Origin of the sequence: Halomonas lysinitropha, assembly GCF_902500215.1 — a bacterium.
Lineage (GTDB): Bacteria > Pseudomonadota > Gammaproteobacteria > Pseudomonadales > Halomonadaceae > Halomonas > Halomonas lysinitropha.
In genome coordinates this window covers 303,338-329,944 of the sequence record NZ_CABVOU010000033.1, presented here as the reverse complement: position 1 = coordinate 329,944, position 26,607 = coordinate 303,338, and the positions used below count along the sequence as shown (strand labels likewise).

Sequence of the window (26,607 nt, the reverse complement as noted above, 5' to 3'; positions counted from 1 at the left end):
GGAGCCTATCTCTCGTTTGATCGGCTCTGCGCTGAGGTCCATCGCCTGCTCGGGGACTATGGCACGGGACGCACGATTAATTATGCATAATCACTTAGCACTCACAGACCCGGGCTTCCAGGCCCAGCCTGTCCAGAACAGTGATTCGACCGCGATGGTAGGAAATCAGCCCGGCCTTCTGTAGCTTGCCAGCCGACTCGGTAACGCCCTCTCGACGAACGCCAAGCATATTGGCGATCAGTTCCTGGGTCATGATCAGTTCATTGGTCGGCAAGCGATCCAGGCTCAGCAGCAGCCAGCGACACAGCTGCTGATCCAGACTGTGATGCCGGTTACATACCGCCGTCTGGGCCATCTGGGTGAGCAGTGCCTGGGTGTAACGCAGCAGCAGGCCCTGAAGGGGGCCGGCACGATAAAACTCGTCCTTGATCACCTGCCCCTTGACGCGATAGGCGGTCCCGGCACTCTGCACGATGGCACGGCTCGGGGTGGTTTCGCCGCCCATGAACAGCGAGATGCCAACAATACCTTCGGCACCGACGACGGCAATTTCTGTCGAATCACCATCTTCCATGACGCAGAGCAGCGATACGATAGAGTCCGTCGGAAAATAGACATGGCGCATCACCTTCCCCGACTCGACAAGCGAATCTCCCAGCGTCAGATCGACCCGCTCGAGGTGAGGCGCCAAGTTCTCGTATTCATCCCTTGGCAGGGCCGCCAACAAGTGATTCTGACGGGGGTCATGTTGCAGGGTCATGACCAACACTCCCGTATACCGCACGCCACCCCCGACAAACAGGGCATGAAGAAAAGGCGTTTTGGATGATGAAAGATGGCGCGGGGCAGCCGCTCTAACCTTGACGGACTCTCCCCAGCCGCCGACACACCCGCAGGAAACGAAGCAGGCACTTTGTACGCTAACGCACGGAAGCGTCTACGTCACGCGACTAGGCTCTTGCTTGATACAAAATCCAGGCTCCAAGGTCGCAGTTCAGGCAGTTCCATCCCGTTACGCTAACACAGGCGGTAAAGGAATCGACCCATGCGAGTGCCAACCATCCTGTTGATCACGCCTCCTGTCTCACGGACTCGACCGCACCACCGGGCCGAGCCGCTCCTGGCTCACCTCCTGATTCACTTCTGGGCGTGTGACCCGTGGGTCATGCGTGTTTCCAGGCCGAGCCCATGAAAGACGACACAGCGTTTCAGGGCTCTGCCTGGCCCCCGCCACCCGCCGTCTCATGCCACACTGAGGAGTCGTTTCGGCATGATCACTCCTCGAAAGTAGCCACTCTTTCCGAGCGACAAGCGAACAGCGCCTCGAGTCAAGACGTCACAGCCGCTCTGGATGCCGAGAAGGCATGGTCTCGGGTAGCGTTGAACACCATTGGTGATGCCGTCCTGACCATCGATCTTCAAGGGTCGGTCACCTACATGAATCGCCTGGCCGAAACCCTGACAGGCTGGTCGGCATCTGGGGCACTCGGCGAGCCCCTGTCCCGAGTGCTCCACCTTGTCGATGGCAAGACACATCAGAGGGTCATTACTCCTGGCCGATGTGCCATCGAGGAGGACAGAACGGTAGGCCTCGCCCTGGATTGCGTGCTCGTCCGACAGGATGGCAGCAAGCTGGAGATAGAGGATTCGGCAGCCCCCATCCATGATCGGGAAGGGCGAGTCACAGGCGCCGTGATCGTGTTCCACGACGCCTCCCAGTCACAGGCCATGCTGGAGAAGATGGCCTATCTGGCGCAGCATGATGCGCTCACCGGCCTGCCCAACCGCGTCCTGCTGATGGAGCGGATTTCACAAGCCATTGGCCTGGCCCGACGACACCGTCACCTTAGCGCCCTGCTCTATCTTGACCTCGATACGTTCAAATCCATCAATGACTCGCTCGGCCATGCCGTGGGTGACAGCCTGCTCCAGGCCGTTGCGGCTCGCCTTCAAGCCTGCATGCGCAGCACCGACACCCTCTGTCGTCAGGGGGGAGATGAATTCGCCATTCTGCTTGCCGAGATCAGGCAAACCGAAGGAGCCACCAAGGTGGCGGAAAAGCTGCTTGACGTCCTGGGCAAGCCTTACCGTATCCAGGGTCATCAAATCCTGATCACGCTGAGCATCGGCATCAGCCTCTACCCGCGTGATGCCGAGGATGCCGATACCCTCATCCACAATGCCGACACGGCCATGTACCACATCAAGCGAAATGGCCGAAATGGACACCAGTGTTTCATGGCCGAGATGCATACCCTGCCCATTGAACGAAGGCGGATCGAACCCGGCCGACAGTGGTTCTTCCAGCCATCGCAATGCCTATTCGATTTTTAGCCGAAGCTCGAGGGGCGGTGCCCGGGCTCCCGTCTTCCGGAAAGTCTCTGACGCTCTCACCCGCTCCGCATGCGTACACACTCGCGGCACGGGTCAATAGGCCGGTCGCCACTAACGACAAGCGCTACGTACGCTAACGCGCAGATGGAAAGCCACCGATGGCATATCCTCAAAACAGGTGAGGCAAGGAAACAGCAAGGGAACGGCCAGTACAGGGAGTTACACCATGCGTCGCACGGATTGCGGCGCCACTATTACACGAATTATGCCGCAGCATCCTGAGCAGGATAATGCGCCGCAGAGGAGAGTTTCATGAACAACATCGTCTATATCGTCGGCGCAGTCGTCATCGTAATGGTCGTTCTTTCCGTCCTCGGTCTTCGTTGATACAGGCGAGAAACGAACCGACTGGCGAAACAACAGGAAAGATCCAGCGGGCGCCTGCCTCCGAAAGGCGAGATGATCGCCAGTCGCGCAGGCATAGCGGCAGAGAACCAAGTGGACCCCATCGACAAAGCGCCCTCGCTTCATGGAAGCGAGGGCGCTTTGTTGACAATATGGTGGGTCGTGTAGGATTCGAACCTACGACCAATTGGTTAAAAGCCAACTGCTCTACCAACTGAGCTAACGACCCGGTGCTTGCGGAGAAGCATACAGGTTCGGATGTGGTGGGTCGTGTAGGATTCGAACCTACGACCAATTGGTTAAAAGCCAACTGCTCTACCAACTGAGCTAACGACCCTTCCGAACGGGGGCAGATATTACTGATCTGCCCCCGTCATGGCAAGCGCTTTTTGCCGTTACTCTCAGGGCCGCGCCAAGCTCAGCGCCCGCGCTGGCCCTTCGGCGTACGCATCACCTGCACCGGCCTGCGCTTGTGCTTGTCCCGGCTCCAGCGGTTCTTCTCGTCCGGGGTCAGCTCAGGCACCTTGCGCGCCTCGAGACCGGCCGTCGCCGCCAGATCATCGATCTCGTCCTGGGAAAGCTCCACCCACTCGCCGGCCTTGGTTCGCTTGTCGAGGAAGATATTGCCGTAGCGCACCCGCTTGAGGCGGCTGACGGTCAGTCCCTGGGACTCCCAAAGCCGACGCACCTCACGGTTGCGGCCCTCCATGATCACCACATGAAACCAGGTGTTGATGCCCTCGCCGCCGAACTCCTGGACGTCGGTGAAGCGCGCCGGGCCGTCATCGAGCATCACGCCCTCGACCATGGCCTTCACCTGCTCTTTCTTGACGTCGCCCATCACGCGCACGGCATATTCACGCTCCACCTCGGTGGAGGGGTGCATCAGCTTGTTGGCCAGTTCCCCATCGGTGGTGAACAGCAGCAGGCCGCTGGTGTTGATGTCCAGGCGGCCGATGGCGATCCAGCGCTCGCCCTTGAGGCGCGGCAGGCGATCGAAGACGGTGCGCCGTCCTTCCGGATCCTTGCGGGTGCAAAGCTCGCCTTCGGGCTTGTTGTACATGATCACCCGGCGCGGCACCTCCTCGGCGCCGCGCAGGGTCACCGGGCGGTCGTCGACGGCCACCCGGTCGCGCATCTCGATGCGGTCGCCCAGGGTGGCCACCTTGCCGTTGACCTTGACCCGGCCATCGGCGATGGCCGTTTCCATCTCGCGACGCGAGCCCAGCCCGGCGCGCGCCAGGACCTTCTGCAGTTTCTCGGTGGTAGTGCTCATCGCTCGTCATTCTCACTGGGTGTGGATTCCGTCCCCGGGGTGGCGTCCTCGTCGACGCGGTCCCGGGCACGTTCGGACAGGCGGGCCTCCAGATCGGCGAAGCTCAGCCCTGTCCGCTCGGACGCCGTCCCGGCGTGGTCATTATCGTCGGCCCTCCCGGCCGTCGTGTCGGTGGCCTGTGGGGCCACCTCGCCGCCCGACTCGGGCGCGGTTTCGTCTTCTGCCTCGGGCGATTCGTCGACCCCCTCGTCCGCCTGGGCCAGCAGCTCATGCTGGGGAGGCGGTGCCTCTTGCTCCTCCAGAACAGGCTCCTGAAAGTGCTTGAGCTCGTGCATCGGTGGCAGCTCATCGAGAGTCTTGAGACCGAAATCGTCGAGGAAGCTTCGCGTGGTGGCGAAAACCGCCGGACGCCCCGGCACGTCGCGGTGGCCCACCACGCGGATCCAGCCGCGATCGAGCAGGGTGCGCATGATCGAACCGCTCACCGTGACGCCCCGTACCTCCTCGATGTCGCCACGGGTCACCGGCTGACGATAGGCGATCAGTGCCAGGGTCTCCAGCAGCGCCCGGGAGTATCGTTGGGGCCGCTCGTCCCACAGCCGCGACACCCAGGGCGATAGTCGCGGCCGGATGCGCAGCTGGTAGCCCGAGGCGGTCTCGATCAGCTCCATGGCCCCCCGCTCGTGGCGGAGACCCAGGCGCTCCAGGGCCTCGCGTAGATCGCGTCGCGCCGGGCGCTCATGATCATCGAAAAGCCCCTCCAGGCGATCCAGTCCAAGTGGCTCTCCGGCCGCCAGCAGCGCCGCCTCGAGGATATCGTCCAGCGCATCGGGATATTCCATGGCGGTCATGGGGACTTGCTCCCTGCCGGATCACTCAAGGAAGGGTCGTCGAAGGCGCTCTCGCCCCCCGCCTCCTCGAGAAACGCCTCCTCGGGCCCCTCGTCCCGGCCGGCCCTGGCCCGCACATGGATCGGCGAGAGCGACGCATTCTGCACGATCTCGATCATCGCCTCCTTGGCAAGCTCGAGGATCGCCATGAAGGTGACGATCACCCCGGCGCGCCCCTCCTCCAGGGTGAACAGCGCCTCGAAGGCGGTGTAGTGCTCGTGGTCCAGGCGTTCCATGATCGCCAGCATGCGCTCCCGGGTAGAGAGCCCCTCGCGACTGATCTGGTGGGCCTGATTGAGCTCCGCGCGACGCAGGATGCCGGCCAGGGCCCCGAGCAGCTCGTCGAGCTCCACGTCGGGGTGGATCACCCGCGCCTCCAGGGCCGGCAGGGCCGCCCGAGCCGGGAACCAGTCGCGCCCCAGTCGCGGCAGCTCGGCCAGCGACTCGGCGGCGTGCTTGAGGCGCTCGTACTCCTGCAGCCGACGGATCAGCTCGGCCCGCGGGTCCTCCTCCTCCTCGCCATCCCCGCCCTCCTTCGGCGGGCGCGGCAGCAGGGTGCGCGACTTGATCTCGGCCAGCATGGCCGCCATCAGCAGATACTCCCCGGCCAGCTCGATCTCCATGGCCTTCATCAGCTCCACGTACTCAATGTACTGGCGGGTGATGGCGGCCACGTCGATGGCCAGGATATCCAGGTTCTGGCGGCGAATCAGGTAGAGCAGCAGGTCCAGCGGCCCCTCGAAGGCCTCGAGGAAGACGCGCAGCGCCTCCGGCGGGATATAGAGATCCTCCGGCAGCTGGGTGATCGGCTCGTCGAACAGCCGCCCCAGCACTTCGGCATGGCCGGCCGCGGCATCGGTCTGTTCGGGGCTGGCGGTATCGGGGGTGGCGCTCACGCGGCGTGCCTCTCCGGGGACGCAGGATCAACGGGGCAGTCTAGCAAGATGCCTCTTGCGCAGACAGACCCCGTCAGCCGATTGTCGCCTCACCCGTGCTATCGCTTTCGCGGCAGACGCGATCACGACCGGATGTCTTGGCCGCATAGAGCGCCTTGTCGGCTCGCTCCATGGCGCTGTCGGAGGTATCTTTCGCGCTCAATGCCGCCACCCCCAGGCTGATGGTCATGCGGATACTGGCATCATCTGACGCAACCTGCATTACAGCCACCGCCTGGCGGAAGCGTTCAGCCAATGTAACGGCACCCTCGAGCGAGGTATCGGGCAACAGGATGGCGAATTCCTCGCCCCCCAGACGACCTAGCACATCGGGAGTACGAAGCTGCTCCCGCCCTGTGCTGACCAGCGCCTTGAGCATGTCGTCTCCGGCGGCATGACCGTAGGTATCGTTGATGCGCTTGAAGTGGTCGGCATCAAACATCACCAGACAAGCGTCTACCTCATGGCGCTTGACGCGGGTCAGCTCGGCTTCCAGGCAATGCATGAAGTGGCGACGATTCGGCGCCCCCGTCAGCATGTCCACGGTGGCCAGCCGCCGGAAGCGCGCCTCGCTCTCTTCCAGCTCCAGTTGAAGACGCTTGCGCTCCGATACGTCGGAGATGTAGCCGTGCCACATCACGCTGCCATCCTCCAGTCGCTCCGGCGTGGCACTTCCCTCGACCCAGAGTTGGTGGCCCTTGGGAGGGATGACGCGATATTCACAATGCCAGTGCGTCAGCGTCTCGGCCGACGCCTCGATTGCCGCCTTTACCTTGGCCTGGTCGTCGAGATGAATGGTGCTGAAGGCCGCCTCATCGCTGTGTGCCAGTTCGTCGGGGGTTACCCCGTAGATTGCCAGGCTGGCCGGACTGGCATAGGGAAAGCAGCCCTTGCCCTCCGGGGAGAGCTGGTATTGATAGATGAAGCCGGGCAATTGCTCAGCCAGCTTTTCCAACCGCTGGCTGAGGCGAAGCGAAAGGGTGATGTCGAGAATCGCCCCCACGACCTTGACGGGGTGCCCCTCCTCATCGCAGATCAATCGTTTCTCGCTCTGCACCTGAAGGTAGTGGCCATCCTGATGGCGCAGGCGGTAATTGAGCTGGATCGGCCCTTCTCCCGCCAGCATGGCCTTCACCTTGTCCATGATCACGGGGGCATCGTCGGGATGGAGCAGGGCTTGCCAGGCGGGCCGACCCAGGAGTTCGCTGCGTGCGTAACCTGTCAGCCTCTCTACGCTGGAACTGATATAGATCGGGATCAGTTCAGGTGTCGGCTGGCACTCATAGATCACCACCGGGCTCGCCTGGAGCAGCTGATCAAGAGACTCGAAGGCACCGCGACTCTTTCGCTCGGCCTCCTTGAGCGGAGTGATATCACGCGCAATCGCCGCCAGTTCGATAACCTTGCCGGCCGCATCCTCCACAGGCACCAGCATGGTCTGCCAGTCACGTACCCCGGCCGGCAGGTCCAGACGCTCCTCGTATTGGACGGGACGACTGAGCCGAACACATTCGAGGTAATGTGCCTTGACGGCAGCCGCCTGTGACGCGTCAAGCAGCGTATCCGGGGTCTGGTTTCGCAGGGCCTCGAGGGGGATGCCGGTCTGTAACCGGTGAGCAGGATTATTGTAGCGAAAGACGAAGGTGTCGTCCGGCTGCACCCTCACCAGGAAGATGGGGTCCGGGGCACTCTCCATGAAGCGGCGGTGCAGCATCAAGGTGCTGCTCAATCGCTGCTGCTCGGCCATTTCGCGCGTGACATCCCGCGCAATGCCGAACAGGCGCAGCGGCTCAGTGTCTGCTCCTCGCATCAGCCAGGCGCGATCATGAATCCAGACCACGTCGCCCTCGGGCCTGAGGATGCGGTAGCGCCGCTCGGTTTTTCCTTGTTGCAGCAGACACTCGTGGGAAGCCGCCACCTCCTCACGATCGTCCGGGTGCACGATGGTCAACCAGAGATGCGGGTCATCCTTGAACTCCTGAACCGGCCGCCCGAACAGGGTAACGGCGGCGGGGTTGAGGTACTCGAGCTGGAGATGGGGATAACCGACCGCCCAGATCACGTCCTCCACTTTCTCCACCAGGCTCGCGAAAAAATCGTCTGGTAGCACCTGACCCCCATCATCCTGTGACATGAGTCCGCTTGACTCACGGTGGCATTCTACCAACCCTTGCCGCGCGATACCTGGCGACCAACGTATCATCGAGACTCCCCGTTGTCTTACTCGACACCCGTGGCCGTGCGATAGCGCCCCCTGTAGTCGAAGAGCTTCTCGCGTACCTGCCATTGGCGCCCTACCTTGCGGCCCACCACGAAGTCGCCGTCGCCCAGGCGGCGGCGCTCGGCGATCAGCTCGGCGGGGGTGGTGGGGCGGAAGGGCACGCCCGGGGCACGCAGATGATTACGGAGAAAGGCCGCGGCGAAGGCGGCGCGCTGGGCCGGTGTCTCCAGCGCGAACCACTCGGAGAGCGTGGCACCATCCTCGTCGTGATAGGTTACCTTGAGGCGGGCCATGCCGCGGCCGTTGACGGTGGCCTCGAGCTGCATGCCGGCGACGCGCAGCACCCGGGCGTCGCGCAGGCGCAGCGCCTCCTTGAGCTTGTCGTCGGCATCGATCAGAAGCTGCGTGCAGCCATGACAGCTCCGGGCGGCGATATCGTTCTCGGCGCCGCAGCCGGGGCACACCTTGAAGCGAAAGCGAAACGAACATTGCTCCATCGAGGGCATCGTCGACGTTGATTTTTCGCTTTTCGCGCGGGGTCGGGCGCGACTAGAAAGAACCAAGCCCTGGCAGCGGCGGCCGAAGTGCTCGATTACCAGGTCACCGTCACGCTTGCCCCAGAAGAGATTGGCATGGCCGCAGGCCGGACATTCGACCTGCACCGGTTCAGCATCGCTGGCAGGCCTCGGCGAACCCACTTCCGGGGCATAGAGATCCCAGGGATTGCCGGCATAGTCGAGGATCAGGCAGTCGCGCTTGCCCGGCTCGAGACGCAGGCCGCGACCGACGATCTGCTGGTAGAGGCTCACCGACTCGGTGGGGCGCAGGATGGCGATCAGGTCCACGTGGGGCGCATCGAAGCCGGTGGTGAGCACCGCCACGTTGACCAGATACTTGAGCGCGCGGGCCTTGAAGGCGCCGATGAGCCGCTCGCGCTCGATGGAGGGCGTCTCGCCGGTGACCAGCGCCGCCTCCCCCGCCGGCAGGTAGCCGAGGATCTCCTCGGCATGGGCGACACTTGCAGCGAAGAGCATCACCCCCTGGCGGTCGCGGGCGCGCTCCACCACCTCGGCGATGATGCCCGGGGTGGCCCGGTGGCCCGCCACGAAGCGGTTGAGCTCCTCCTCCCGGAACAGGCCGCTCGTCCCTGGCGTGAGCGCCGAGAAATCATATCTCTCCACCGCCGCATCGATGCGCCGCGGCTCGGCCAGGTAGCCCTGCTTGACCATCAGCCGCAGCGGCTGCTCGAAGACACAGTCGCGAAAGAAGGCATTTTCTTCGCCGCGCACCATGCCGTGATAGTGACGGTGGTAGATGAAGCCCTGACCCAGCCGATAGGGGGTCGCCGTGAGGCCGAGGATCTTGAGGTGCGGGTTGGCCGCCCGCAGGCGATCGATCACCTGGCGATAGCTGGAGTCCTCCGCTGGCGACACCCGATGGCACTCGTCGATCACCAGTAGCGTGAAGCTTCCATTGTCGAAGTGCTCCAGCCCGCGCACCACCGACTGCACCGAACCGAAGACTACCTGACGGCCGGCCTCCTTGCGCCCCAGGCCGGCGCTGAAGATGTCGGCCTCCAGGCCATAGGCCCGGTACTTGGCGTGGTTCTGCTCCACCAGCTCGCGCACATGGGCCAGCACCAGTACCCGCCCCCGGGCCAGGCGCGCCAGCTCGGCGATCACTAGCGACTTGCCGCTACCGGTGGGCAACACCACCACCGCCGGATCACTGGAGCCGCGAAAATGCTCGACGACCCTGCATACGGACGCCTGCTGGTAGGGGCGCAGGGTCGGGGGCGCCAAGCCAGAAGGGTCGGAAATCGCCGGCCAGGGCACTTGCTCGCCATGCTGGCCGGCAAGCATCAGCCCAGCCAGACCCGCGCGTTGCGAAACAGGCGCATCCAGGCACCGTCACGGGTCCACTCGGCGGGACGCCAGGAGTTGGTAACTGCGCGCACCACCCGCTCGGGGTGCGGCATCATGATGGTGACGCGTCCGTCGGGCGTGGTCAGGCCGGTAATCCCCGAAGGCGAGCCATTGGGATTGGCCGGATAGCGGGTGGTCACCTGGCCATGGTTGTCCAGGAAACGCAGGGCGACCTGGCTGCTGCCCTGGATGCTGCGCAGGTGGGCGCTGTCACGGAACTCGGCGCGGCCTTCACCGTGGGCCACGGCAATCGGCAGGCGCGAGCCCTCCATGCCAGCCAGCAGGATCGATGGGCTCTGCTCGACCTGCACCATGGAGACCCTGGCCTCGAACTGCTCGGACTCGTTACGCACGAAGCGCGGCCAGGTCTCGGCGCCGGGAATCAGCTCCTTTAACTGGGCGAGCATCTGGCAACCGTTGCATACCCCCAGCGAGAAGCTGTCGTCGCGCTCGAAGAAGGCCGCGAACTGTTCCCGCGCCAGGGGATTGAACAGCACCGACTTGGCCCAGCCGCCACCGGCCCCCAGCACGTCGCCATAGGAGAAGCCGCCGCAGGCCACCAGGCCCTTGAACGCCTCCAGCGACACCCGCCCTTCCAGGATATCGCTCATGTGCACGTCAACCGCCTCGAAACCGGCCCGGTCGAAGGCCCAGGCCATCTCCAGCTGGCCGTTGACCCCCTGCTCACGCAGCACGGCTACCGCCGGGCGGGCCTTGTTGACATAAGGGGCGGTGATGTCATCGTCGACCTCGAAGGTCGGCTGGGCGGAGAGGCCCGGGTCGCGGCCATCGAGCAGGCCGTCGAACTCGCTCTTGGCGCAGTCGGCGTTGTCACGCAGCGCCTGCAAGCGGAAGCTCGTCTCGGCCCAGGTGCGTTCGGCCAGCAGCCGGGTGGTCTCCAGCAGCGGCTCCTCGAAGAGGGTCACTCGCACCTGGTCGTCGTAGCGCGGCCGGGCAATGACGCCGCACGTCTCGATGCCGGCGGCGGCGAACTGGGCCAGCACCGCCTCGGTGTCCTTGCGGTTCACCTGGATCACCGCGCCGGGCTCCTCGGCGAAGAGGGCGTTGAAGGCGTCGACGGGTTCGTCACTCAGCCAGTCGAGCTTGATCTCGAGTCCCGCATGGGCGGCGAAGGCCATCTCAAGCAGGGTCACCAGCAGGCCGCCGTCGCTGCGGTCATGGTAAGCCAGCAGCTTTCCCTCGGCGTTGAGCCCCTGGATCACCGCGAAGAACGCCTTGAGATCCTCGGGATCGTCCAGGTCCGGACACTCGTTGCCTACCTGGCCGTAGACCTGAGCCAGGGCCGAACCCCCCAGGCGATTCTGTCCGCCACCCAGGTCGATCAGCAGCAGGTCCGATTCATCCTGTTCCAGGTTGATCTGCGGGGTCAGGGTCCGCATGGCATCGGTGACCGGCGCGAAACCGGTGATGGACAGCGACAGCGGCGAGGTGACGCTCTTCTCTTCCCTCTCGCCCTGCTCCTCACCAGAGCCTTTCTCTTCCTGCCAGGCGGTACGCATGGACATCGAATCCTTGCCCACCGGAATGGCGATGCCCAGCGCCGGGCAGAGTTCCATACCCACGGCGTGGACGGCGTCATACAAGGCCTGGTTCTCGCCCGGAGAGTCGGCGGCGCACATCCAGTTGGCGGAGAGCTTGATGTCGGAGAGCTTGTCGATGGGTGCGGCGGCCAGGTTGGTGATCGCTTCGGCCACGGCCAGGCGGGCGCTGGCCGCCGGGTCGATCAGCGCTACCGGCGGCCGCTCGCCCATGGCCATGGCCTCGCCGGCATGGGTGTCGAAGCTTGCCGTGGTCACGGCGACATCGGCTACCGGCACCTGCCAGGGGCCAACCATCTGATCGCGGGCCACCTGCCCGGTGATGGAGCGGTCGCCGATGGTGATCAGGAAGCTCTTGGAAGCCACGGCCGGCAGGCGCAGCACCCGGTCCATGGCCTCGCGCAGATCGAGGTTGTCGAGCATCACCCCGGACAGCGTATTGGCCTGGCGGTGAAATTCGCGGGTCATCTTCGGTGGCTTGCCGAACAGCACGCTCATCGGCAGGTCGATCGGCTGGCTCTGGAAGTGGCCGTCGGTGACCGCCAGACGGTGCGCCTCGGTCGCCTCGCCCACCACCGCATAGGGGCAACGCTCGCGCTTGCACAGTGTCTCGAAGCTATCGAGATCCTCAGGGGCTACCGCCAGCACATAGCGCTCCTGGGCCTCGTTGCACCATATTTCCAGCGGGCTCATGCCGGGCTCGGCGTTGGGTACGGCACGCAGGTCGAACAGGCCGCCGCGCTCGCCGTCCTTGACCAGCTCCGGAAGGGCGTTGGAAAGACCGCCGGCACCGACGTCGTGGATGAAGCGGACGGGGTTCTTCTCGCCAAGTGCCCAGCAGCGGTCGATGACCTCCTGGGCGCGACGCTCCATCTCGGGATTGCCACGCTGCACCGAAGCGAAGTCCAGGTCGGCACTGGAAACTCCCGAGGCCATGGAGGAAGCCGCACCGCCGCCCAGGCCGATCAGCATGGCCGGCCCGCCCATCACGATCAGCTTGCCGCCCACCGGGATCTCGCCCTTCTGGACATGGCCATCGCGGATATTGCCATAGCCGCCGGCGAGCATGATCGGCTTGTGGTAACCGCGACGCTCGATGCCGTCGCGCCCCAGGGTGTCCTGCTCGTAGGTCCGGAAGACTCCAGCGAGATTCGGCCGGCCGAACTCGTTGTTGAAGGCGGCACCGCCGATGGGGGCCTCGAGCATGATCTCGAGCGCGGACTGGATACGCTCGGGCTTGCCGTAGTCGAAGGCCTCCCAGGGCTGCACGAACTCGGGGATGCGCAGGTTGGAGACGGTGAAACCGGTCAGACCCGCCTTGGGCTTGCCGCCGATGCCGGTGGCGCCCTCGTCGCGGATCTCGCCACCGGCGCCAGTGGCCGCCCCCGGGTGCGGCGCGATGGCCGTCGGGTGGTTGTGGGTCTCCACCTTCATCAGGATCTGGATCGGCTCCCGGGTGCTGCCATAGACGGCGCGTTCGTCCTGCTTGCCGGTGAGCGGCGCCGGAAAGAAGCGCGGGGCCTCTGAGCCTTTGATCACCGCGGCGTTGTCGCTATAGGCGGAGAGAATGTCGCCGGGCGAGCACTCGTGGGTGTGCTTGATCATCCCGAACAGCGAGTGACTCTGCGCTTCGCCGTCGACCACCCAGTCGGCGTTGAAGATCTTGTGGCGGCAATGCTCCGAATTGGCCTGGGCGAACATCATCAGCTCGACGTCCGTGGGGTTGCGGCCCAGGTCGCGGAACGCCTCGACCAGGTAGTCGATCTCATCCTCGGCCAGCGCCAGCCCCAACTCGGCGTTGGCAGTAGCCAGCGCCTGCCGCCCCCCTTCGAGCACATCGACACTGCCCAGCGGTGCCGGCTCATGGCAGGCAAAGAGCTTGACGGCATCGGAGGCATCGGCGAGCACGCTCTCGGTCATGCGGTCGTGCAGGGCCGCCTTGATCTGCTCGAAGGCTTCCTCGTTGAGGGTGCCGGCGACCTTCACCCGGTAGGCAACGCCGCGCTCGATGCGCTGCACCCTGGCAAGCCCGCAGTTGTGGGCAATATCGGTGGCCTTCGAGGACCAGGGCGACTGAGTGCCGATACGCGGCACCACCAGGAACAGCTGGCCTTCAGCGCGGCCCTGGTCCTTTCGCTCGGGGCCGTAGTCGAGCAGTTGCTCGAGAAGGCGACGTTCGTCGTTCCCCAACTCGCCGTCATGGTCGATGAAATGGACATGGTCGGCGTGCAGGGATTCGACCTCGGGAACGGATGCGCGCAGGGCGTCCAGCAGCTTGGCATGACGGAAAGCAGATAGGGCGGGCGCGCCTCGCAGTTCGAGCATATCCTGGAGCCTCTGAAAACAGGGGAATTCGGGGCCGCGGCCGGCGGCAGCGAGGGCACATGATACTGGAAAGCGCCGAGTGCGAGAAATCGACTCAGGTGACAGCCGCCAGCAAGCTGGTTAATGTTGAGGATCTCATTGCCGCTCAACGCTTATATGCCCGCATTCGCGACCGACCCTGCCCGGCGCTACTGGCGCTGGACCGCCTTCCTGTGCAGCGCTCTCCTGCTAGCGCTCTTGCCCGGACGTTCCGGTACGCCCGAGGGCTCGCACCTGAGGGAGATACTGGCGCGAGACTTCCTCAGCTTGCACACCCGCAACACCCCCACCACCTATTATGAAGGACGCCAGGGCCCCACCGGTTTCGAGTACGAACTGGTGCGGCGCTTCGCCAACCACCTGGGGGTCAGCTTGACCCTGGATGCCGACCACCACATACAGGGCGTGCTGGATGCCGTGCGCGAGGAAGGGGACCTGGGCGCCGCCGCTCTGCCCCTGGACCCGATGCTGGAAGGGCTGCTCTTCAGCCGGCCCATCATGCTGCTGCAACCGCTGCTGGTCTATCGACGTGGCCTGCACCCGCCGGAAACGATCGAAGAGCTCGAGGGACTGGAGATCGGCACCCTGCGCGGGTCCGGCACCGACCGAGCGCTCCGCGAATTACAGGCCAAGCATTCCGGGCTGAGCTGGAAGGAATCCGGCGAACTGGAAGTGGCCGAGCTGCTGGGCCAGGTGGCTGAAGGCTCCCTGGATGCGGCGGTGATCTTCGAACATCAGTTCCGCCTCAACCGTCTTTTCTTTCCCGAGGTCGAGGACGGCTTCACCCTCGGCAAGCCGCTTTCCCTGGCCTGGGCCTTCCCCGCCGGACGGGGCCTGGGGCTGGTCAATGCCGCCAACCGGTTCCTCGATGACCTGCGTCGCGACGGCGAGCTCGACGCCCTGGTGGCCAGCTATTTCGACCATGACGACTATCTCGAGTATGTCGGCGCGCGCACGTTCATCCAGCAAGCCCGCGAGCGCTTGCCGCGCTACACCGAACTGTTCCGCGAGGCCGCTCGCCATTCCGGCTTCGACTGGAAGCTGCTGGCCGCCGTGGGCTACCAGGAGTCGCACTGGGACCCCGAAGCCACCTCGCCCACCGGCGTGCGCGGGCTGATGATGCTGACCAATGCGACCGCCGGCGATCTGGGCGTCGACAATCGCCTCGACTCCGCCCAGAGCATCCACGGCGGTGCCCGCTACCTGCGCCAACTGGTCGAGCGGCTGCCCGAATCGATCCAGGGCGACGACCGCCTGTTCATGGCCATGGCCGCCTACAATGTCGGCCTGGGCCATCTCTACGATGCCCGCAAGATCACCGAGCAGCGTGGTGACAACCCTGACCATTGGGGCGACGTCCGCGAATCGCTACCGCTGCTCCAGGAGCGGGAATGGCACAGCAAGACACGACACGGCTATGCTCGTGGTGGCGAACCGGTGATCTATGTGCGGAACATCCGCCGCTATTACGAGATCCTGGCCTACCTTGATCGCAGCCAGGAGCAGTTTCATGAACTCAATGCTCGCCTGCCGGATGGCATCGACAGCGATGTCTTCCAGCTTATTCCTCCCAACTCCTGATCGAGCTGGACCGAGGTGAGTCGACCTGCCATCAACCTGAATCTTCTGGCGCTACTCCTGGCGTTGCTTGCCTCGCTGCTCGACTGGACGGCCCCAGGGACAGTCCTCTCCCTGACCGGCTCGCTGCCGATTGTCGCTACGGCACTTTGCCAGCTCGCCTGGCATCATCGCCGCCCGGCACTGGCGCGCGGGACAGGGCTGGCGGTTCTGATGGTACTCATCCCCGCCCTGGCCAGCTTCCTGATACCGGAATACTGGATTTCCCATTCCGCCTGGAATCGGCAGGTTGAGGGGTGGACAGCCGGCAGCCTGATCGTCGACTGGCGCCCCCCCTTGCTGGTCATCCTCTGCCTGATCATGCTGATCGCTAGCCTGCTGGTGCGGACCCGCGCCAATCTGGGGGCGCCCCAGCTGCTGGCCATGACCGCGATCCTCCTGGTCATGCAAGGTGTCGAAACCTGGCACGCCACCAATCTGCTCTCGCTGACCGGTTCGGCCCTGGAGCAGGCTGCCCTCTGGAGCCTGCTGGCCGCCCAGCTAAGCGGTGTGGCAGTCAACTGGCGAGGGCATCTTCCTGGCCTGAAGCGCGCCCTACCCGCCGGTGTTCTGCTGGCTTGCCTGACGCTGCTGTTCTGGCACCAGCAGAAGACACTGGTGGAAGGCAACCTCCATGCGGAAACGCAGGCTCAAAGCCAACGCCTTGCGGAATCCCTGTCACTGGAAATCCGCGATCACCTCCAGGCGATGCAGCGGTTTGCCAATAGCTGGCAGTTGCAGGACACCCTTCCCACAGGGGGTCAATGGGCAGCTCAGGCAGCGCCCTACCATCAGGACTTCCAGTACTTCCTGAACATCGCCTTCATCGATACCGATAGCCGAATTCGGCGAGTCCATCCCGCCAATGCGACCAATCAGCGCCTGCTGGGCAGGCGACTCTTCGATGAACAGCCCGCCGGACGCTCTGCGCTTGAAGAGGCTCTCTCCAACGGCGAGATGGGGCGCACCGGCATCATCGATCTCCTTCAAGGCGAGCCCGGCATCATCCACTACCTGCCGGTTCTCGACGATGACTCCCAAAGGCCGCGAGGTGCCGTCGGCATGGTGGTCAGCCTGCCGGCCCTGGCAGACACCCTCTTTCGCCAGACGAATCCGAGCCATTTCGGCCTCACCCTGATGACGCCTGACCGGACACTGGCCGAACGCCAGGCCACGTCGCGCCTAGCCACCTGGCAGCACCGCTCGGCCATCGACCTGGATGGCCTGTCGCTTACCCTGACCAGTCGACCCACCCTCAGCCTGCTGCTCAGCCGACTGTCCCGCCAGCCGGTGGTCAGCCTGACCATCGGCCTATTGCTTGCCTATCTGCTCTTTATGGTGCTCTTCGCCCACCAACATATGGACACCCAGCAGCGCCTGATGCGGCGTTCGAACCGAGAGCTGCGACACGAGGTGCGCAGTCGTACGCGATTGCAGAAGGAGGTCGAGTGGCTCGCCAGCCACGATGACCTGACCAAGCTGCCCAATCGCCGACAGTTCATGTGGGATCTGGAACGCCACGGCCAGACGCGTCCGCTGAGCCTACTCATCTGTGATATCGACCATTTCAAGCAGGTCAACGACGCCTTCGGCCATCTCCAGGGCGACCGCTACCTCAAGAGCATCGGCGAACTGGGAAGAGACATCATCGAGTCGGTCGACGGGGTCTTCGCGCGCTATGGGGGTGAGGAATTCATCGCCTGCCTGCCGGGACATGACGCGATCATGGCAAGAGACATTGCCGAGCGCCTGCGAGTGGCAATACAGCAAATCGACCTGCGCCATGCTGATGGAAGCCCTCTTACCATCAGCATCGGCATCACCACTCAGGTGGGCGGTGATCTGCAGACCGACACTCTCCTGCAGGCCGCCGATGAGGCGCTCTATGCGGCCAAGGCGGGGGGACGCAACAGGGTGATCATCGCGCCGCCGCCCTGACCGTCGATAGAACCGCTACCCTGATGAAGATTCCTCTCGGCGCGTCGCGAAAAACTCCCTGAGCAGTCGGGAGGCCCTGGATGCCAGAATGCCGCCCTGAACGTCGACTTGATGGTTGAACCAGGGCTGGGCGAAGAGATTGGCCTTCGACTCCACCATGCCGCTGCGCGGCTCGGCGGCCCCGTAGAACAGCCTCGCCAGGCGAGCATGGATGATCGCCCCGGTACACATCAGGCAGGGCTCCAGGGTCACGTAGAGAGTGCAGCCTTCCAGCCGGTAGTTGCCGAGACGCTCGCCGGCATCGCGCAGGGCCCGAATCTCGGCATGAGCGCTGGGGTCATGTGCTCCCACCGGAGCATTGAAACCGGCGCCGACGATTTCACCCGTGGCGTCCACCACCACGGCGCCCACCGGCACCTCGCCGGCGGCAAGCCCCCGCCGGGCCTCATCCAGCGCCCGGTGCATGTAGAACTCGTCGCTGCGCAATGTAATGAACTCCCGTAGACTGAATGGCATTGAGACGATCGTATGGTAGCGATGGCCGGCATGCCATCGCCCCGGAGGAGAACGATGAAGCCCGACGCCCTGAACGCCCTGTTGGAACTGCTTTCCCTGGAGGCGTTGGAGGAAAACCTGTTCCGCGGCCGCAGCCAGGACCTCGGCCTGCCCCAATTATTCGGAGGTCAGGTGCTGGGCCAGGCACTCTCGGCGGCCAGCCAGACCGTCGACCCAGTGCGGCAAACCCACTCGCTGCATGGCTACTTCTTGCGCCCGGGAGACCCGCATCGCCCGGTGGTCTACCAGGTCGATGCGGTGCGCGATGGCGGCAGCTTCTCCACCCGGCGTGTCACGGCCATCCAGAAGGGGCGGCCGATCTTCTTCTGCAGCGCCTCCTTCCACGGCGAGGAGCAGAGCATCGCCCACCAGCCTGCCATGCCCGAGGTCCCCCCGCCCGAGGCGCTGGCGGAGGGTGAGGGCCGCCTCGAGCGCTTTCCCGGCCATCCCATCGAATTCCTGCATCTCGGCAATGAGGCCGAAGCGGGCCGTCCGGCACGCAAACGCCTCTGGTTCCGGCTGGCCGGCGACCTGCCCGATGATCAGGCGCTGCATCGCTACCTGCTCGCCTACAGCACCGACTTCAACCTGCTGACCACCGCCCTGGTACCCCACGGCATCGACTTCCGAGATCCAAAGCTGCAGATCGCCAGTCTCGACCATGCCCTGTGGTTCCATCATGACATCAGGGTCGACGACTGGCTGCTCTATGACATGGACAGCCCCTGGGCCGGCGGAGCACGGGGCTTCGCCCGCGGCAGCATCTACGACCGCCAGGGCCGGCTGGTCGCCTCCAGCGCCCAGGAGGGACTGACCCGGCTGCGCCGCTGACGTCTGGCATCGGGCCGCAAGCAACGCTACCATGCCACCGTTGCCGCAATAGCTCAGCTGGTAGAGCAACGCACTCGTAATGCGTAGGTCGGAGGTTCGACTCCTCTTTGCGGCACCAGAAACTGCATGGAAAACGGCTACTTGGCGCATTGTCGCAGTAGCCGTTTTCTTTGCCTGTTCGCCAGTATCCCTGCCGACATCCCCTGATTGGCAATCGCCGGGGCCTGAGAACATACTGATAAGACGTAATATCGGCTACCCTCGACATGGACGCTGAAGAGCATGCGGATTCAACAACCCTGCTGTCAGGGATGGCATTGGATAAAAATAAATATCATTGCGATTAACCACGAACCTATTCCCCTTTTCGGCGTCGACACCCTCGGCGGCCTACCGACTCTGGTCGTCGGAACCCCCCAAGACCGGATAGCTCGACCATGAAGCTCCTGCGCCTCTCCGTGATCAGCATCACCACCTGTGTGATAGGCCTTGTCGCCCTGGTGCTGGTGGGTCTGCACAGCATGGGCGAGATGCAGGAAAAACAGGCAGAGATCAAGACCCTGATGGATCTCCACCATCGTATCGGCGAGTTCTCGGTGGCAAGTGATGCCCTGCTGGTCAATCACGCCGAGCCGCCACTGGTGGAGAGCTATCGTGAAGAGGCCGCCTCCCTGAAGCAGACCCTGACGGCGCTGGCGGAGGATCATCCCGGCGCTCGTCGCGCCATCCACCACATCGACTTCCTGGTCGGTACTATCTCGGCCGTCTATTCGCAATCCGCCAGGATCCGAGAGGAAAGCGACACCCGACGCCAGGCAGACAGTCCCCTGCTCCTGCCCCTGAGTAGCCAGGTCATCATGAATCAGGTGGCCGGCTATGGCGTCGAACTGGACACCGCACTGCGTGATGTGACGAGCCAGCGTCAGACCCAGATCGCCCGCGATGCCAAATGGATCGCGACCGGCTTCGCCGCGGCGGCGGCCGTATTCGGTCTCGTTTGCATCGTCGCCTTCACTCTGATCTACACGCGAATCAATGGTCCTCTTCGGGCCCTTTCCCGGGCCACCCAGCGGGTGGAAGCCGGTGAGCATGACGTTCGCATCCCGGTCTCGGGCTCGGATGAATTCGCCGATCTTGCCCGAACCTTCAACCAGATGGTCGACCAGCAGGACACCATGGTCGAGACCCTCTCCGGTGCCCTGGCCACCCGCAGGGCGCTGATCGATTCGCTCCCCGCCCATATCGCCCTATTGGATGACGCGGGCAAGATCCTCGACGTCAACGACCAATGGCGGCACTACGGCAAGACCAATGACCAGCGGGACGCCACCTTCGGGGTCGGCAGCAACTACCTGACGGTGTGTCGGAACGCCGACGGCGACTGCGCCGCAGAGGCGAGTGAGGCGGCCGATGGCTTGCAGGCCGTGCTGGAGGGCGATCGTGATGCTTTTTCACTCGAATATCCCTGCCATTCTTCGGACCAGCTTCGCTGGTTCCGCATGATGGCGACTCGGCTGGCATCTGGCTCCGAAGCCGACGGCCTGATGGGCGCCGTGGTGATGCACGTGGATATCACCGCACGCGTGCTGGCGGAACAGGAGCTAAAGCGGCATGCCTACCAGGATCCGCTGACCGGTCTGGCCAATCGACTGGGCTTCACCCAAGCCTTTTCACAACACATCGAACGACATGGCTGGAACCCGCGGGACATCATGGCCCTGCTGGATATCCGCGAGATGCGTAACATCAACGATGCCCATGGCTACGACATCGGCGACCGCCTGCTGATCGAGTTGGCGCGCCGCCTTGAAGAGCGCCTTTCTGCGAACACCCTGGTCGGGCGTATCAGCGGTGACCAGTTCATCCTCCTGCTGCCCGATGACGACCTCTCCCCACCCCGCCAACGCCTCGATGAACTGGTTCAGATCGTGCATCAACCCGTATGCATCCTGGAACTGGTCATCGAGGTCGCGGCCCGCGGTGGCTATACCCTGCTGGGCGAGGAGGCGCGCAGTGCCGAAGCCCTGCTCCACGAGGTGGAGATCGCCCTGCATGAGACCCGCCTGCGGGACAACAGCCCGTTCTATTGCTATGACCGGGAGATGGATCGGCGCGCCCAGCAGCGCATCGAGCTGACCCGAGACCTCCGCCGGGCCCTGAACAATGACGAGTTCGAGCTGCACTATCAGCCCAAGGTGGACCTGGCGACCGGCACGGTGATCGGCTGCGAGGCACTGATTCGCTGGATGCATCCGCAGCACGGCATGCAGATGCCCGGCCAGTTCATCCCCGTCGCCGAACAGAGCCGATTGATCGGACCGATCGGCGACTGGGTGCTCTTCCAGGCCTGTCGTCACCTGCGTGAGTGGCAAGAGGCTGGCCTCGACTTGGTCCGGGTCTCGGTGAACGTCTCGGTGGACCAGTTCCACTCGGGCAACTTCGCCCGTACCGTGCAAGAGGCCCTCGAGACCTATGCCATCGATCCCGCATCGCTGACACTGGAGATCACCGAAAGCGTGTTCAGCGAGGAGTCCGCGACGCTGCGCCAACAGATCGATGATTTGCATGCGCTGGGGGTACGGCTCTCCCTCGACGACTTCGGCACCGGCTATTCGTCGCTGCTCTACCTCCAGCAGTACACCTTCGACGAGATCAAGATCGACATGGGCTTCGTTCGGCAAATCCTTGACGACCCCTTCAACCGCAACATCGTGTCCATGATCCTGGGCATCAGCCAGGTGCTGGGCGCCGACACCGTGGCGGAAGGCGTCGAGACTACCGCCGTGCGCGACGCCCTGCTCGAGCTGGGGTGCCGGATCGGCCAAGGCTACTATTACAGCATGCCGCTGGAAGTGGAGGACTTCCGCTGGTTGCTGGAGAAACGCTCGCGTCTGCCCCTGGCGCTGCCCACTGACACTCCCCCCACCCCGGGGATGTCATGACGCGACCCGGATGACGAAGGCACCTTGCTTCCAGGAGAGACGATGAACGACACGGAGACGACAGCGGATCACGGACTCGTCAAGCGCCCCACCGGTATTCGCAACCTGGATACGGCGACCCACGGTGGGCTGCCGGCCGGCGGCGCGACCCTGGTGGTCGGCGAGCCGGGCTGCGGCAAGACCATCATCGGCCTGCAGATACTGGCCAGCGCCCTGAAACGGGGGGAAGGCGGTATCTTCATGAGCTTCGAGGAGTCCCGCGACCAGATCCTGCGCCATGCCGAGGCCTTCTGTTGGGGGCCGCCACTGCGCGAGTCATCGCGCTGCGAGATCCTCGACGGCCAGTCGATGCGGCATGGCGAATTCGCCGGCGCCTTCGACATCGAGGGACTGCTTGCCGTGCTGGACCTCTGTGTCCAGCGCGTGGCGGGCAGCTGGATCGTCCTCGACGGCATCGACCAGCTGCTGCGTCGCCAGCCGGACAGCCAGATGGCCATCGACCAGATCGCCCAGCTCAACGACTGGTGCATCGCGCGTGGCTATTCTCTGCTGCTGACCGGCAAGCACACCGGTAACGACCGCCCCCAGCCGGATCACCTCAGCGGTATCGAATTCATGCTGTCCACTATCCTGGTGCTGTCCAGCATTCTGGTGGACAAGCGCCTCAATCGGCGCTTTCGCATCGCCAAGTACCGCGGCACCCGCCACAACCCCGATGAGCTGGCGATGCTCATCGACGACGCCGGCATCCACCTTCCCTATGCCGAGCCCTTCGACGCCGAAGCGGTGCCGGCCGCCGGCGAACGCCTCGGCACCGGCATCGAGCGCCTCGACAGTATCCTCGATGGCGGCGTCTATCGCGGCTCGATCACGCTGGTTTCCGGCCAGCCGGGCACCTCCAAGACCACCCTGGGCACGGCCTTCGCCGCAGCCGCCGCCAGGCGGGGCGAGCGGGCGCTACTGATCAGCTTCGATGAATTTGCCCGCCAGATCGTGCGCAATGTCGCGACCCTGGGCATCGACCTGCAGACGCCTATCGACAGCGGCCACCTGAAGGTCGTTGCCCGCGCGAGCTGGGACAGCCTCGTGGAAGAGCACTATATGGCCCTGCTGGCGCTGCTCGATGATTTTCAGCCGGACTGCCTGGTCATCGACCCGGCCTCGGCCCTGCTCAAGTCGTCGGGCGCCGAGAGCGCCTTCCTCGCCCTGGAACGTCTGCTCGCCATGACGCGCACCCGGGGCATCACCACCCTGCTCACCTCGCTGTCCGAGGCCGATGACCCCTTCAGCGAATCCAGCCTGAGCCATGCCTCGACCCTGGCGGATACCTGGATCGTGCTGCGCTACCAGATCAACGCCGGGGAGCGCAATCGCTCGCTGTCGATCGTCAAGTCGCGGGGCACGGGGCACTCCAATCAGGTCCGGGAGATGCTCCTGACCGACCAAGGCGTCGAGCTTGCCGACACCTACCCCTTCGGCAGCGAGGTGCTGATGGGCACGGCGCGCTTGCAGAAGGAAAGCGAGGAAGAGGCGGCACGACAGCACGAGGCCCGGGAGCGACGTCGCCGGCAACAACGACTGGAACGGGAGATCAACAAGACCCGCACGCTCATCCAGCAGGGCCAGGAGGAACTCGAACGCCTGCAGGAGGAAATGATGGCCGAGCATCACGAGCATACGGCGAGCGATCACGAAGCAGACCGTCACGAACGCAGCGTCCTGCGCCACCGGGCACCCGATCAGGGAGGGCTCGACCAGTGAACCGCCCACTCGCCGACGATTCCTGCCCGCAAAACACGCCTCTCATCCTTCTCGTGACCGGCGATGCCCCCCGCTCTCGCCGCGCCCATCGCAACCTGATGGCCGCCCTCGACGCCAGCGGCCTGGATGACACCTCGGTCCACGAGATCGACCTGCTGCAAGAGCCGCAACAGGCCATCCGCTACGGCATCTTCGCCACCCCCGCCCTGATGCACATCGACGCCTCGGGGAACCGCCAAGTGCTCTATGGGGACCTCTCCGATGAACTCAGGCTGAAGGACTTCCTATCCGCGCTCTGATACGGACACGCCTGCGCAACCGAATCTGACGCCATCACCCTGGCCGGACATTCACGACCAGGCCAGGGCAAGGCTCAGGACTTGCCGGCAGTGAAGCCACCGTCGACCATCAGGGTGGTGCCGGTAACGAAGCTGGCCTCGTCGCTAGCCAGGAACAGGAAAGCGTTGGCCACCTCCTCGGCGCGCCCCAGCCGGCCCATCGGATGCAGGCTGATCAGCCCCTCGATCATGTCGTCATCCAGGGCCTCGAGCAGCGGGGTGTCGATATAACCGGGCCCGATGGCGTTGACCCGCACGCCCTTCGTCGCCGCTTCGATGCCCAGGGTGCGGGTCATGTTGACCACCCCGCCCTTGGCGGCGGTATAGGCGGCAGTCTGGGACTGGCCGAAGACCCCGAGGATGGAGGCGCAGTTGACGATGCTGCCGCCGCCCTGGCGATACATCACCTTGAGCGCCGCGCGGGCCACCCGGAAGACCCCGTTGAGGTTGATGTCGATGATACGCAGGAAGTCCTCATCGGTGACTTCGTCGGAGGGAGTGATGCCGCCGATACCGGCATTGTTGAACACCGCCTCCACACTGCCCAGCTCGGCAACGGTCTCCTCGAACAGACGATCCACCTGGGCGGTATCGGTGACGTCGCATGCCTTGAACAGGCAGCGTCCGTCGTAGCGGTCATCGAGTTCGGCGGCCCTTGCCTGCCCGTCGCTGCCCTCCAGGTCGGCGATGACCACGCTGGCACCCTCCTGCAGGCAGCGCTCCACGCTGGCCAGGCCGATACCGCTGGCACCGCCGGTGACGATGACGTTCTTGCCCTTCATGCGCATGGGTCTTCTCCCTGTCGATGACCTTCCGGCACGACGAACGGCCGCGCCGGTGCGCCTCCAGTGTAGTCAATTGAACCACCGCGGAAACCCTGCATTGCCACGGCTTCGGGCACTTTTTCAGCGTGTCTTGACCCGCATCAACTCGTCCCAGCGCGTGGTATAGCGCGAGGTACGCCGTTCGCAGCGCAGCGCCCAGGCGGTGCCCTGGCGAGGCAGGCCGAAGCGCACGGTATCGCGGCCCATCTCGCGGTTGAGCCGGTCCACCGTCGCCATCAGCCGCTGGCTGCGCCCGCGTGCCACCTCGCTGCGTGGTGCCAGCAGCGAGAGCTGGTGGCGGTCGGCCTCCACCAGGTCAAGCAGCATCACGCCGCACTTCTGGTAACGCACCCCGTCAAGGAAGACCGCCGCGAGCCCATGGGCGGCAGCTTCGAGCAGCTCGCGGCTGTCGTCGCTGGGGGCCGGCAACGGCACCACCACGCTGTTGCGGTACTGGCGCTCGCCGGCCAGGTGCGGGTTGGTGCGCACAAAGACCATCAGCGCCCGGGCCTGGCTGCCCTGGCCGCGCAGCTTCTCGGCCCCGCGGGCGGCGTGCTGGCGCACGGCCTCCTGCAGATCGGGGAAGGCACCGGTCAACCGCCCGAAGGAGCGCGAGACCATGATGCGCTGGCGCGGCGCATTGATGTCGTCGAGCAGGATGGCCGGGCGACCGCGCAGTTCCCAGACGATGCGCTCCAGCACCACCGAGAAATGGCGCCGGACCTGCTTGGGATCCGCCTGACGCAGCTGCCAGGCGGTGTGGATCTCCATCAGCGCCAACCGTTCGGCGGTGCGTCGTGCCACGCCCCACAGCTCGGTCACCGGCAGCCCCTCGAGCAGCGCCCGAGTGGCGGGCCCGTCGGCCTCGAGCAGGCAGACGCCCTCATAGGCAGGAAGCTTCTTGGCTGCCCGGTTGGCCACCTTGGCCAGCACCCGGGTGGGTGCCAGCCCCACGCAGACCGGGATGCCGGTATCGCGGCGTACGGTCTCACGCAGCCGCTGGCCATGGGCCTCCAGGCCGGCCGGGGCGAAGCCGGAAAAGCCCACGAAGCTCTCGTCGATGGAGTAGACCTCCACGTCCGGCGAGAATTCGGCCAGGATCAGGTTGACCCGCCGGCTCATGTCGCCGTAGAGCGCATAGTTGCTGGAGAGCAGGACCGCCTGGCGGCGGATGGCCGGCGGCAGCAGATGCATCGGCGCCCCCATCGCCACGCCCAGTGCCTTGAGTTCGTTGGAGCGCGCCACCACACAGCCGTCGTTGTTGGAGAGCACGCCGACCGGCCGCCCCTCCAGGCGCGGGGCGAAGACCCGCTCGCAGCTGACGTAGAAGTTGTTGCAGTCGACCAGGGCGATCACGGCTCGCCTCCCGGCAAGGCATGGAGCACATGGGTGACCACGCCCCACACCTCGCATTCGCGGCCCGCCAACGGAATCGGCGCGAAGCGCGGATTGCTGGCCATCAGGAAGGTCTGCTCGCCGCGGCGTTCCAGGCGCTTCACGGTGGGCTCGCCATCCACGGCGATCACCACCACCCGCCCGGGCAGCGGCTCCAGGCTGCGGTCCACCACCAGCAGATCGCCGTCGTGGATGCCGTCACCGACCATGGAGTCGCCCTCGGCCCGCACGAAGTAAGTGGCGGCAGGACGCTTCACCACATGGGCGTGCAGGTCGATCTCCACGTCCAGGTGGTCGTCGGCGGGGCTGGGGAAGCCCGCCCGAACCCGGCAGCCCATCAGCGGCTGAGCGTTGTCGCCGGGAAGCAGCACGGCGCGGCCGATCACCCGGGCGGTGGTGGACAGCGACAACATCATGGGCTTCTCCCTCGAATACTATATATATAGACAGTATTCGACACTTCTCCCCCGCCTGGCAAGCCCTGCCGGCACGCCATG

General features: G+C 64.7%; 18 protein-coding genes, 3 tRNA genes and 1 pseudogene. 9 read left to right on the top strand and 13 right to left on the bottom strand.

All coding sequences use genetic code 11. The annotated features are described in order from the left end of the window. Window positions 1-94 precede the first annotated feature (94 nt). On the bottom strand, window positions 95-760 hold the full coding sequence (locus HALO32_RS10505; protein WP_151443807.1) for a Crp/Fnr family transcriptional regulator: 666 nt from the start codon (window positions 758-760) through the stop codon (window positions 95-97). A gap of 428 nt (window positions 761-1,188) precedes the next feature. Here HALO32_RS10505 and HALO32_RS18300 point away from each other — a divergent pair. Both HALO32_RS18300 and HALO32_RS18120 read left to right on the top strand, forming a co-directional pair. Then, a pseudogene (locus HALO32_RS18300) lies at window positions 1,189-1,716 on the top strand (PAS domain-containing protein); the annotation flags it as partial. Between the two features lie 12 nt (window positions 1,717-1,728). Then, window positions 1,729-2,334, top strand: a complete 606-nt coding sequence (locus HALO32_RS18120) for a GGDEF domain-containing protein (protein ID WP_225809925.1) — start codon at window positions 1,729-1,731, stop codon at window positions 2,332-2,334. A 558-nt stretch (window positions 2,335-2,892) separates the two neighbouring features. Here the strand turns inward: HALO32_RS18120 and HALO32_RS10495 are convergent. The 8 genes from HALO32_RS10495 to purL all read right to left on the bottom strand — a co-directional run bounded on the left by HALO32_RS10495 (window position 2,893) and on the right by purL (window position 13,870). After that, a tRNA-Lys gene (locus HALO32_RS10495) sits at window positions 2,893-2,968 on the bottom strand. A gap of 32 nt (window positions 2,969-3,000) precedes the next feature. Beyond that, window positions 3,001-3,076, bottom strand: a tRNA-Lys gene (locus HALO32_RS10490). Window positions 3,077-3,157: 81 nt separating this feature from the next. Beyond that, on the bottom strand, window positions 3,158-4,015 hold the full coding sequence (gene rluB / locus HALO32_RS10485; RefSeq protein WP_151443805.1) for a 23S rRNA pseudouridine(2605) synthase RluB: 858 nt from the start codon (window positions 4,013-4,015) through the stop codon (window positions 3,158-3,160). After that, the gene (gene scpB, locus HALO32_RS10480; RefSeq protein WP_151443804.1) at window positions 4,012-4,866 is read right to left on the bottom strand and encodes an SMC-Scp complex subunit ScpB; all 855 of its coding nucleotides are present in this window, start codon (window positions 4,864-4,866) and stop codon (window positions 4,012-4,014) included. The genes rluB and scpB overlap by 4 nt, the downstream gene beginning before the upstream one ends. Beyond that, on the bottom strand, window positions 4,863-5,801 hold the full coding sequence (locus tag HALO32_RS10475; RefSeq protein WP_151443803.1) for a segregation and condensation protein A: 939 nt from the start codon (window positions 5,799-5,801) through the stop codon (window positions 4,863-4,865). The genes scpB and HALO32_RS10475 overlap by 4 nt, the downstream gene beginning before the upstream one ends. A 73-nt stretch (window positions 5,802-5,874) precedes the next feature. Continuing rightward, window positions 5,875-7,974, bottom strand: coding sequence for a PAS domain-containing protein (locus tag HALO32_RS10470; protein ID WP_192576484.1), 2,100 nt, complete (start codon window positions 7,972-7,974; stop codon window positions 5,875-5,877). A gap of 86 nt (window positions 7,975-8,060) precedes the next feature. Then, window positions 8,061-9,923, bottom strand: coding sequence for a DEAD/DEAH box helicase (locus tag HALO32_RS10465; protein ID WP_151443801.1), 1,863 nt, complete (start codon window positions 9,921-9,923; stop codon window positions 8,061-8,063). Further along, entirely contained in the window at window positions 9,923-13,870 is a 3,948-nt protein-coding gene (gene purL, locus HALO32_RS10460) for a phosphoribosylformylglycinamidine synthase (RefSeq protein ID WP_151443800.1), read from the bottom strand. The genes HALO32_RS10465 and purL overlap by 1 nt, the downstream gene beginning before the upstream one ends. A 156-nt stretch (window positions 13,871-14,026) precedes the next feature. Between purL and mltF the strand changes: the two genes are divergently transcribed. After that, the gene (mltF, locus tag HALO32_RS10455; RefSeq protein ID WP_151443799.1) at window positions 14,027-15,490 is read left to right on the top strand and encodes a membrane-bound lytic murein transglycosylase MltF; all 1,464 of its coding nucleotides are present in this window, start codon (window positions 14,027-14,029) and stop codon (window positions 15,488-15,490) included. A gap of 15 nt (window positions 15,491-15,505) precedes the next feature. Next, entirely contained in the window at window positions 15,506-17,464 is a 1,959-nt protein-coding gene (locus HALO32_RS10450; RefSeq protein WP_151443798.1) for a GGDEF domain-containing protein, read from the top strand. Between the two features lie 15 nt (window positions 17,465-17,479). Here the strand turns inward: HALO32_RS10450 and tadA are convergent, their stop codons facing one another. Further along, window positions 17,480-17,950 carry a tRNA adenosine(34) deaminase TadA gene (tadA, locus tag HALO32_RS10445; protein ID WP_151443835.1) on the bottom strand — a complete coding sequence of 157 codons (471 nt, stop codon included), beginning with the start codon at window positions 17,948-17,950 and terminating at the stop codon, window positions 17,480-17,482. 84 nt (window positions 17,951-18,034) lie between these two features. Between tadA and HALO32_RS10440 the strand changes: the two genes are divergently transcribed. The 5 genes from HALO32_RS10440 to HALO32_RS10420 all read left to right on the top strand — a co-directional run bounded on the left by HALO32_RS10440 (window position 18,035) and on the right by HALO32_RS10420 (window position 23,852). Next, a complete protein-coding gene (locus HALO32_RS10440; RefSeq protein WP_151443797.1) occupies window positions 18,035-18,850 on the top strand; it encodes an acyl-CoA thioesterase in 816 nt (271 codons plus the stop codon). A 42-nt stretch (window positions 18,851-18,892) separates the two neighbouring features. Next, window positions 18,893-18,968: transfer RNA gene (locus HALO32_RS10435), tRNA-Thr, on the top strand. Window positions 18,969-19,287: 319 nt separating this feature from the next. Then, a complete protein-coding gene (locus HALO32_RS10430; protein ID WP_151443796.1) occupies window positions 19,288-21,792 on the top strand; it encodes a putative bifunctional diguanylate cyclase/phosphodiesterase in 2,505 nt (834 codons plus the stop codon). Between the two features lie 42 nt (window positions 21,793-21,834). After that, entirely contained in the window at window positions 21,835-23,553 is a 1,719-nt protein-coding gene (locus HALO32_RS10425) for an ATPase domain-containing protein (protein ID WP_151443795.1), read from the top strand. Then, complete coding sequence (locus HALO32_RS10420; protein WP_151443794.1) at window positions 23,550-23,852, top strand: circadian clock KaiB family protein; 303 nt, start codon at window positions 23,550-23,552, stop codon at window positions 23,850-23,852. Before HALO32_RS10425 ends, HALO32_RS10420 begins: the two co-directional genes overlap by 4 nt. 74 nt (window positions 23,853-23,926) lie before the next feature. On the opposite strand, the gene HALO32_RS10415 is transcribed toward HALO32_RS10420, so the two are convergent. From HALO32_RS10415 to HALO32_RS10405, 3 genes are all read right to left on the bottom strand, one after another. After that, window positions 23,927-24,679: an SDR family NAD(P)-dependent oxidoreductase gene (locus tag HALO32_RS10415; RefSeq protein WP_151443793.1), complete on the bottom strand. Its 753-nt coding sequence runs from the start codon at window positions 24,677-24,679 to the stop codon at window positions 23,927-23,929. Between the two features lie 117 nt (window positions 24,680-24,796). Next, window positions 24,797-26,071, bottom strand: coding sequence for a Y-family DNA polymerase (locus HALO32_RS10410; RefSeq protein ID WP_151443792.1), 1,275 nt, complete (start codon window positions 26,069-26,071; stop codon window positions 24,797-24,799). Then, a complete protein-coding gene (locus HALO32_RS10405) occupies window positions 26,068-26,526 on the bottom strand; it encodes a LexA family protein (protein WP_267902494.1) in 459 nt (152 codons plus the stop codon). The genes HALO32_RS10410 and HALO32_RS10405 overlap by 4 nt, the downstream gene beginning before the upstream one ends. Window positions 26,527-26,607 lie beyond the last annotated feature (81 nt).

Excerpts from the sequence above, each read along its gene's own strand:
- HALO32_RS10505 (WP_151443807.1), bottom strand. The coding sequence starts at position 760 with ATGACCCTGCAACATGACCCCCGTCAGAATCACTTGTTGGCGGCCCTG.
- HALO32_RS18120 (WP_225809925.1), top strand. The coding sequence starts at position 1,729 with ATGCTGGAGAAGATGGCCTATCTGGCGCAGCATGATGCGCTCACCGGC.
- rluB (WP_151443805.1), bottom strand. The coding sequence starts at position 4,015 with ATGAGCACTACCACCGAGAAACTGCAGAAGGTCCTGGCGCGCGCCGGG.
- scpB (WP_151443804.1), bottom strand. The coding sequence starts at position 4,866 with ATGACCGCCATGGAATATCCCGATGCGCTGGACGATATCCTCGAGGCG.
- HALO32_RS10470 (WP_192576484.1), bottom strand. The coding sequence starts at position 7,974 with ATGTCACAGGATGATGGGGGTCAGGTGCTACCAGACGATTTTTTCGCG.
- HALO32_RS10465 (WP_151443801.1), bottom strand. The coding sequence starts at position 9,923 with ATGCTTGCCGGCCAGCATGGCGAGCAAGTGCCCTGGCCGGCGATTTCC.
- purL (WP_151443800.1), bottom strand. The coding sequence starts at position 13,870 with ATGCTCGAACTGCGAGGCGCGCCCGCCCTATCTGCTTTCCGTCATGCC.
- mltF (WP_151443799.1), top strand. The coding sequence starts at position 14,027 with ATGCCCGCATTCGCGACCGACCCTGCCCGGCGCTACTGGCGCTGGACC.
- HALO32_RS10440 (WP_151443797.1), top strand. The coding sequence starts at position 18,035 with ATGAAGCCCGACGCCCTGAACGCCCTGTTGGAACTGCTTTCCCTGGAG.
- HALO32_RS10430 (WP_151443796.1), top strand. The coding sequence starts at position 19,288 with ATGAAGCTCCTGCGCCTCTCCGTGATCAGCATCACCACCTGTGTGATA.
- HALO32_RS10425 (WP_151443795.1), top strand. The coding sequence starts at position 21,835 with ATGAACGACACGGAGACGACAGCGGATCACGGACTCGTCAAGCGCCCC.
- HALO32_RS10415 (WP_151443793.1), bottom strand. The coding sequence starts at position 24,679 with ATGCGCATGAAGGGCAAGAACGTCATCGTCACCGGCGGTGCCAGCGGT.
- HALO32_RS10405 (WP_267902494.1), bottom strand. The coding sequence starts at position 26,526 with ATGATGTTGTCGCTGTCCACCACCGCCCGGGTGATCGGCCGCGCCGTG.